Consider the following 7,129-nt stretch of genomic DNA (forward strand, 5'->3'; position numbering starts at 1 on the left):
ATTGTCAACAATATCTATAAAAACCTACTGCCAAAAAGGCGAAAATAGCGGATAATACCGCCCTGAAAATTCATCCCATATCGATTAAACCTTCAACAAAGGAAATCTCATGTCTTCCATCAAACGCGCCCTGATCAGCCTGTCCGACAAGACAGGCGCAGTCGAATTTGCCCAAACCCTGACCAAGCTCGGTGTAGAAATCCTCTCTACCGGTGGTACAGCAAAGCTCTTGGCTGATGCAGGCGTTCCCGTTATCGAAGTTGCCGACTATACCGGTTTTCCCGAAATGCTCGATGGCCGCGTGAAAACCCTGCATCCGAAAATCCACGGCGGCATCCTCGGACGTCGCGATTTGGACGAACATGTCGCCAAGATGGAAGAACACGGCATCGGCAATATCGATTTAGTGTGCGTCAACCTTTACCCCTTCGCCGCCACCATCGCCAAGCCAAACTGCACACTGGAAGACGCGATTGAAAACATCGACATCGGCGGTCCGACTATGGTGCGCTCCGCCGCGAAAAACTGGAAACACGTCGCCATCGTTACCGACACAGCCGATTTCCCGGCCATCGCTGCCGAACTCGAAGCCAACAACGGCGCCTTGAGCGACAAAACCCGTTTCAACCTTTCACGCAAAGCATTCAGCCATACCGCCCAATACGACGGTATGATTTCCAACTACCTGACCTCGCTTTCAGACGACGTCTTGAGCGGTCAGCCCCAAATCGGCGAATTCCCAAGCCAGTTCAACCAAAGCTGGATTAAAGTGCAAGACATGCGCTACGGCGAAAATCCGCACCAACGCGCCGCGTTCTACCGCGATATTTACCCCGCCGCAGGCAGCCTTTCCGCCTACAAACAGCTTCAAGGCAAAGAATTGTCGTACAACAACATCGCCGATGCCGATGCCGCCTGGGAAGCCGTCAAATCCTTCGACGCGCCCGCCTGCGTGATCGTGAAACACGCCAACCCGTGCGGCGTTGCCGTTGCAGCCGATACATTGACTGCCTACAAACTCGCCTACGCCACCGACACCACCAGCGCGTTCGGCGGCATCATCGCCTTCAACCGCGAAGTGGACGGCGAAACCGTCAAACAAATTACCGACAACCAATTTATGGAAGTCCTCATGGCGCCGAAGTTCACCGCCGAAGCCCTCGAAATCGCCGCCGCCAAGAAAAACGTGCGTGTATTGGAAGTGCCGCTTGAGGCAGGCGCGAACCTCTTTGAACTCAAACGCGTCGGCGGCGGACTGTTGGTACAAACCCCCGACATTCACCGTCTCAACCGCGCCGATTTGAAAGTCGTCTCCAAACGCCAACCGACCGAGCAAGAATGGAACGATTTGCTGTTTGTCTGGAACGTCGCCAAATACGTCAAATCCAACGCCATCGTCTTCGGCAAAGGCGGCCAAACCTACGGCATCGGCGCAGGCCAAATGAGCCGCGTGGACAGCACCCGCATCGCCGCCCGCAAAGCGCAGGACGCAGGTTTGGACTTAAACGGTGCATGTGCCGCTTCCGATGCCTTCTTCCCATTCCGCGACGGCGTAGATGTCATTGCCGAGCAGGGCATCAAAGCCATCATCCATCCGGCAGGCTCCATGCGCGACCAAGAAGTCTTCGATGCAGCGGACGAACACGGCATCGCCATGGTCGTAACCGGCATCCGCCATTTCCGCCACTAATAAGCTGATATAAAATAAAGGCCGTCTGAAAACCGATTTCAGACGGCCTAAGTTTTAATATATGGGATAAGTCATGTCTTTTAGCCAAACCGAGTTGGCAGATTTTGCTGCCAATCTTTTTGTTAACTATGACGAAGGTTTTGAAGGGGATACGCCGCTTACGGATGAGATTATTGCGCGTGTGGAAGAGGAGCTGGGCTATTCTCTGCCCATTGACTATATCGCTTTGATGCGCCAGAAAAATGGCGGTAGTTTGAAACGTTGTTTTTTTCGTTATACCGATACGGATGGATATGAATGCGAACTTATGGTTCGTGGTATATATGGAATTGGTTTTACGAATAATAATGCCCTGTGCGGTAAAATGGGCAGTCGTTTTTTGGAAGATCCTAAAAATCACGCATTACCGCATATTGGCGTTTACTTTGCCGAAGAAGATAGCGGACACGGATTTTTTGCGCTGGATTATCGCAACATAAATGCCGATGGTGAGCCACCGGTTATCAATATTTATTTGGATAATTTTCATGAAGAATATATTGCCGACAGCTTTGCTGCTTTTATTCGCCGTTTGACTGCAGATGAGTAAGCAGGGCGGATAAGTAGTTAGGATTTCAAATATTCTTGTTACTAATAAGCTGATATAAAATAAAGGCCGTCTGAAACCCATTTTCAGACGGCCTTTTTCAATACATTAAATCAAGACAAAGCAACAAAGCCATATCCATTCCGATTCATACGGCAACAAAACGTCCCAAGTCTAAAACCAACCCACTCAGAGAAAAAACATGAAACACATCCTCCTCATCCTGACCCTTGCCACACTCACCGCCTGCGCCTCCAGCCATACCGGCGGCTACGGCTATGCAGGCAACAACGGCGCATCCGCAGGCGTGACCCAAACATTCCGTTGGTAAGGCCGTCTGAAAAACAACACAGTTTTCTACAATAGAGAACAAACAAATCCCAAACGTAAAGGCAAGTTTTACACTTGCCTTTTTTATACTATTTAGCGGCTCAATAGCGCATAAATTCGTATCATTTGTTCACTATTTATATGTTAGGAAACGTCAAAGGCCGTCTGAAAACAGACTGTATAAACCCATTACATGATTCAAATCAACCTTCAATACAAATCTCATTAATTCTCTAAATAAAAGCCCACATCTAAATCTATCACTAAAGAAACTATTCAAATCATATATTATTTAGTAATCATTATTGTTTGAGAATAAAAAAGTAAAATCAAATAGCTAGAAAATCCGTTTAAAAAAAGCAACAAGTAAATCTAACGGGCATGACCGTTGAGTCCGAAAAAATAACACTTTATCGGAAGAGTTGATTTACGAAACCAAACGCATATAAAATTTGGACAAGGATTCCGAATGCATTGATAGAAGCTGACAAAAAGTGACTTGTTAAGAAACAAGCTGACAAAAAACGGCACATCGTTTCCCAAACTTCACATGCTTCCGGAAATGTATCAGCATAAAATCCCATAAAACAGGCTTTTAGCTGTTATTCGGCCGAGTGGAGACTTTTGGCACGGGAATTGCATACAAGAGATTACGACGTAAAACCGCATAAAGGGGAGACTCTGAAGTGCGGCATATGTATGGGCAGGCGGTTTATAGCCGAGCAAACGTCCCAAAAGAAATCAAACCCCTTACAGGAAAATCGATATGAATAAAGTCTTTAAAGTCATTTGGAACCACGCGACCCAGACATGGACCGCGGTTTCCGAAATCAGCCATGCACACGGCAAAAAATCCGCTTCTGACAAGCGTAAAGCCGTAGCTGCTGCGGTGGTTGCTGCAGGTGCTTTGATGGCATCTAGCGGAGCAGAGGCCGCTGTAAGATTGGGAGGTAGTGCAGTAGACATTACTCCTGATGGTACTTACAACGGTTCTAACAGAAACGTTGGTGTCAACTCTGTTGTAGTGGGTTATCAAAATACTGCCAGCAGTCAAGATGGCACTATTGCTTACGGTGCGAACAATACTGCGACTGCAAACGCAGCATTGGCTGTGGGTAATAACAATATCGCAACCGGCGGTGCATCGACTGCAATGGGTGTAAGCTCTGTTGCAAGTGGTGAAGCTTCTGTTGCAATCGGTAATGTAGCCCAAGCAACTCAAATTCGTGCGACTGCAGTAGGTAACCGTGCAACTGCTACTCAAGACTCCGCAAGTGCATTCGGTAACCGTGCAAATGCTGGTGCACAATTTGCAACAGCTATTGGTGATAACTCCAATGCAAATGCTGCTGCAGTTGCTGTAGGTACGCATGCAAACGCTGAAAAACAAGATTCTATCGCTATTGGTAACAACGCTCATGGTGCTTGGACCAATGCTATTGCTGTCGGTAAAGATACTGTGGCAAGCCAAGACCACGCGATTGCAGCAGGTACTAGCGCAAATGCGTCAGGTATTCAAGCTGTCGGCGTTGGTTCATATACAAAAGCAGAAGGTAATCTGACAGTTGCAGTTGGTCCATATGCGCAAGCCAATAAAGAAGCTGCAATTGCTGTAGGTTCTAACGCTACTGCTGCTCAGTCTAACTCTATTGCTGTGGGTCAAACTGCCACTGCGTCTAACAATAACTCCATTGCTGTCGGTACTAAATCAGTTTCTAGAGGTGATAACGCAATTGGTGTCGGTGCTTATGCTGAATCAACTGCTCACCGTGCTACCGCTATCGGCGTGTTGTCTCAAGCTAATGGCACAGGCTCATTTGCTGGTGGTGCATCTGCTCAAGCAACAGGTGAAAATTCTGTAGCTATTGGCGGTGCGATGGATGGTAATTTCGGTAATAAAGCAGGTTCTGCTGCTAAAGCAATCGGTAACAACTCTATCGCTTTGGGTACTCAATCTAAAGCTGCTGGCAATAACTCTATCGCTCAAGGTAACGGTGCAACTGCTAAGCAAGCTGCTGACGTTGCCGTAGGTCATTCTGCTACAGCTGACGGTACTTCTACTGGCGCTGATGGCGACGGCGTAGTAAATAATGCCGGTTCGGCAATGGCAATCGGTACAGAAGCTCAAGCAACCGGTATCGTAGCAACAGCCATCGGTGAGCGCTCTAAAGCTCTGGCAAACGGCGCGGTAGCATTGGGTGGCGACGCTCAAGCCAAACAAGGTTCTGACGTAGCAATCGGTCGTGGTTCCGTAGCTGACGGTACTTCTGCTGCAGCATTCGGTCCTGCTGCTACAGCAACTGGTAAATACTCAGTAGCTTTGGGCGTACAAAGTAACGCTGCTTCTAAACAAGCAATTGCATTGGGCCGTGGTGCTCAAGCTAATGGCGGTGAATATGCAACTGCTCTGGGTAACGGTGCTCAAGCAACAGCTAAAAACACTCTGGCTTTGGGTACTGAAGCTAAATCTACTATCGAAAACAGCGTAGCTTTGGGTAACGGTTCTACAACCAGCAACTTCGTACCTACTAACACTGCTACTGTTGGCAGCTACACTTACAGCGGCTTCGCAGGTGCAACCAGCGGTTTGGGCAATGGCGCAGTATTGTCTGTAGGTTCTGCAGGTAACGAACGTCAAATCCAAAACGTTGCCGCAGGTCGTATCTCTGCAACTTCTACCGATGCAATCAACGGCTCTCAATTGTACGCTGTTGCAAATCGTATCGAAAACCTGAATCCGTTTGTATTCCAAGGTCACGATGGTAGCGGTAGCTCACCAGCTGTAGGTACATACAAATACGATCCTAAATCAAATGCCAATAACACCCTGAAACTGATCGCTGGTGACGGCCTGAAGATGACTTCAAACGGCACTAACGAATACACCCTGAGCGTAATCGGTGGTGGTTCTACTGGTGCTTCCGGCGCTACTGGTGCGCCTGGCCCTAAAGGCGATACAGGTGCAACTGGCGCGACTGGTCCTAAAGGCGATACAGGTGCAACTGGTGCTAAAGGCGATACTGGTCCTGCTGGCCCTAAAGGTGATACCGGCGAAAAAGGTGATACTGGCGAAAAAGGCAGCGGCGTCACTGGTACAGTTGTAAATAACAACGACGGTACTCATACCATCACTATTATTGATGAAAGTGATGGCTCAGTAACTACTACCATCGTTAAAGACGGTAAAAACGGTAAAGATGGTAAAGACGGTGCTACTGGTGCAACCGGCGACAAAGGTGAAAAAGGTGACACCGGCGCAACTGGCGCAACCGGCGACAAAGGTGAAAAAGGTGACACCGGCGCTACTGGTGCAACCGGCGACAAAGGTGAAAAAGGTGACACTGGCGCAACCGGCGACAAAGGTGAAAAAGGTGACACCGGCGCAACTGGCGCAACCGGCGACAAAGGTGAAAAAGGTGACACTGGTGCTACTGGCGCGACCGGCGACAAAGGTGAAAAAGGTGACACCGGCGCAACTGGCGCAACCGGCGACAAAGGTGAAAAAGGTGACACTGGCGCAACCGGCGACAAAGGTGAAAAAGGTGATACCGGCGCTAAAGGTGATACTGGTGAAAAAGGTGGCAGCATCACAGGTGAAGTTGTAGATAATGGTGACGGTACCCATACAATCACTATTACTGATCTTGAGACCGGTTCAGTCACTACTACTATCGTTAAAGATGGTAAAGATGGTGTAGATGGTAAGAACGCTAAAGCCGAAGTTAAAGACAATGGCGACGGTACCCACACTGTAACCATCACTGATGGTGAAGGTAACACCACTACCACTATCGTTAAAGACGGTAAGAACGCTGAAGCTGAAGTTAAAGACAACGGTGACGGTACTCACACTGTAACCATCAAAGACGGTAACGGTAATACCACTACTACCATCGTTAAAGACGGTGCAACTGGTGCCAAAGGCGATACCGGCGCAACTGGTGCAACCGGTGCCGACGGTAAGAACGCTGAAGCCGACGTTAAAGACAACGGCGACGGTACTCATACTGTAACCATTAAAGACGGTAACGGTAACACCACTACTACCATCGTTAAAGACGGTGCAACTGGTGCCAAAGGCGATACCGGCGCAACTGGTGCAACCGGTGCAGATGGTAAGAACGCTGAAGCCGACGTTAAAGACAACGGCGACGGTACTCATACTGTAACCATCAAAGATGGTAACGGTAACACCACTACTACCATCGTTAAAGACGGTGCAACTGGTGCTAAAGGTGACACTGGTGCCGACGGTAAGAACGCTGAAGCCGACGTTAAAGACAACGGCGACGGTACTCATACTGTAACCATCAAAGACGGTAACGGTAACACCACTACTACCATCGTTAAAGACGGTGCAACTGGTGCCAAAGGCGATACCGGCGCGACTGGTGCAACTGGTGCCGACGGTAAGAACGCTGAAGCCGACGTTAAAGACAACGGCGACGGTACTCATACTGTAACCATCAAAGACGGTAACGGTAACACCACTACTACCATCGTTAAAGACGGTGCAACTGGTG

Annotated in this window: 4 protein-coding genes and 1 pseudogene; all 5 read left to right on the forward strand. The window is 48.7% G+C overall.

Annotated elements, in window-relative coordinates; all coding sequences use genetic code 11:
- Positions 1–109: 109 nt before the first annotated feature.
- Positions 110–1,690 carry a bifunctional phosphoribosylaminoimidazolecarboxamide formyltransferase/IMP cyclohydrolase gene (gene purH, locus ACTHUG_RS02270; RefSeq protein WP_440386078.1) on the forward strand — a complete coding sequence of 527 codons (1,581 nt, stop codon included), beginning with the start codon at positions 110–112 and terminating at the stop codon, positions 1,688–1,690.
- A 73-nt stretch (positions 1,691–1,763) separates the two neighbouring features.
- Entirely contained in the window at positions 1,764–2,279 is a 516-nt protein-coding gene (locus tag ACTHUG_RS02275) for an SMI1/KNR4 family protein (RefSeq protein ID WP_440386079.1), read from the forward strand.
- Positions 2,280–2,478: 199 nt separating this feature from the next.
- Positions 2,479–2,607, forward strand: coding sequence for a hypothetical protein (locus ACTHUG_RS02280; protein WP_256388401.1), 129 nt, complete (start codon positions 2,479–2,481; stop codon positions 2,605–2,607).
- A 765-nt stretch (positions 2,608–3,372) separates the two neighbouring features.
- A pseudogene (locus tag ACTHUG_RS02285) lies at positions 3,373–4,311 on the forward strand (ESPR-type extended signal peptide-containing protein); the annotation flags it as partial.
- An 84-nt stretch (positions 4,312–4,395) separates the two neighbouring features.
- Positions 4,396–7,129: collagen-flanked surface repeat-containing protein (locus ACTHUG_RS02290; RefSeq protein ID WP_440422225.1), on the forward strand; the 2,734-nt coding region annotated here is incomplete at its 3' end.

This window comes from Neisseria sp. P0022.S009 (genome assembly GCF_051956675.1).
GTDB lineage: Bacteria > Pseudomonadota > Gammaproteobacteria > Burkholderiales > Neisseriaceae > Neisseria.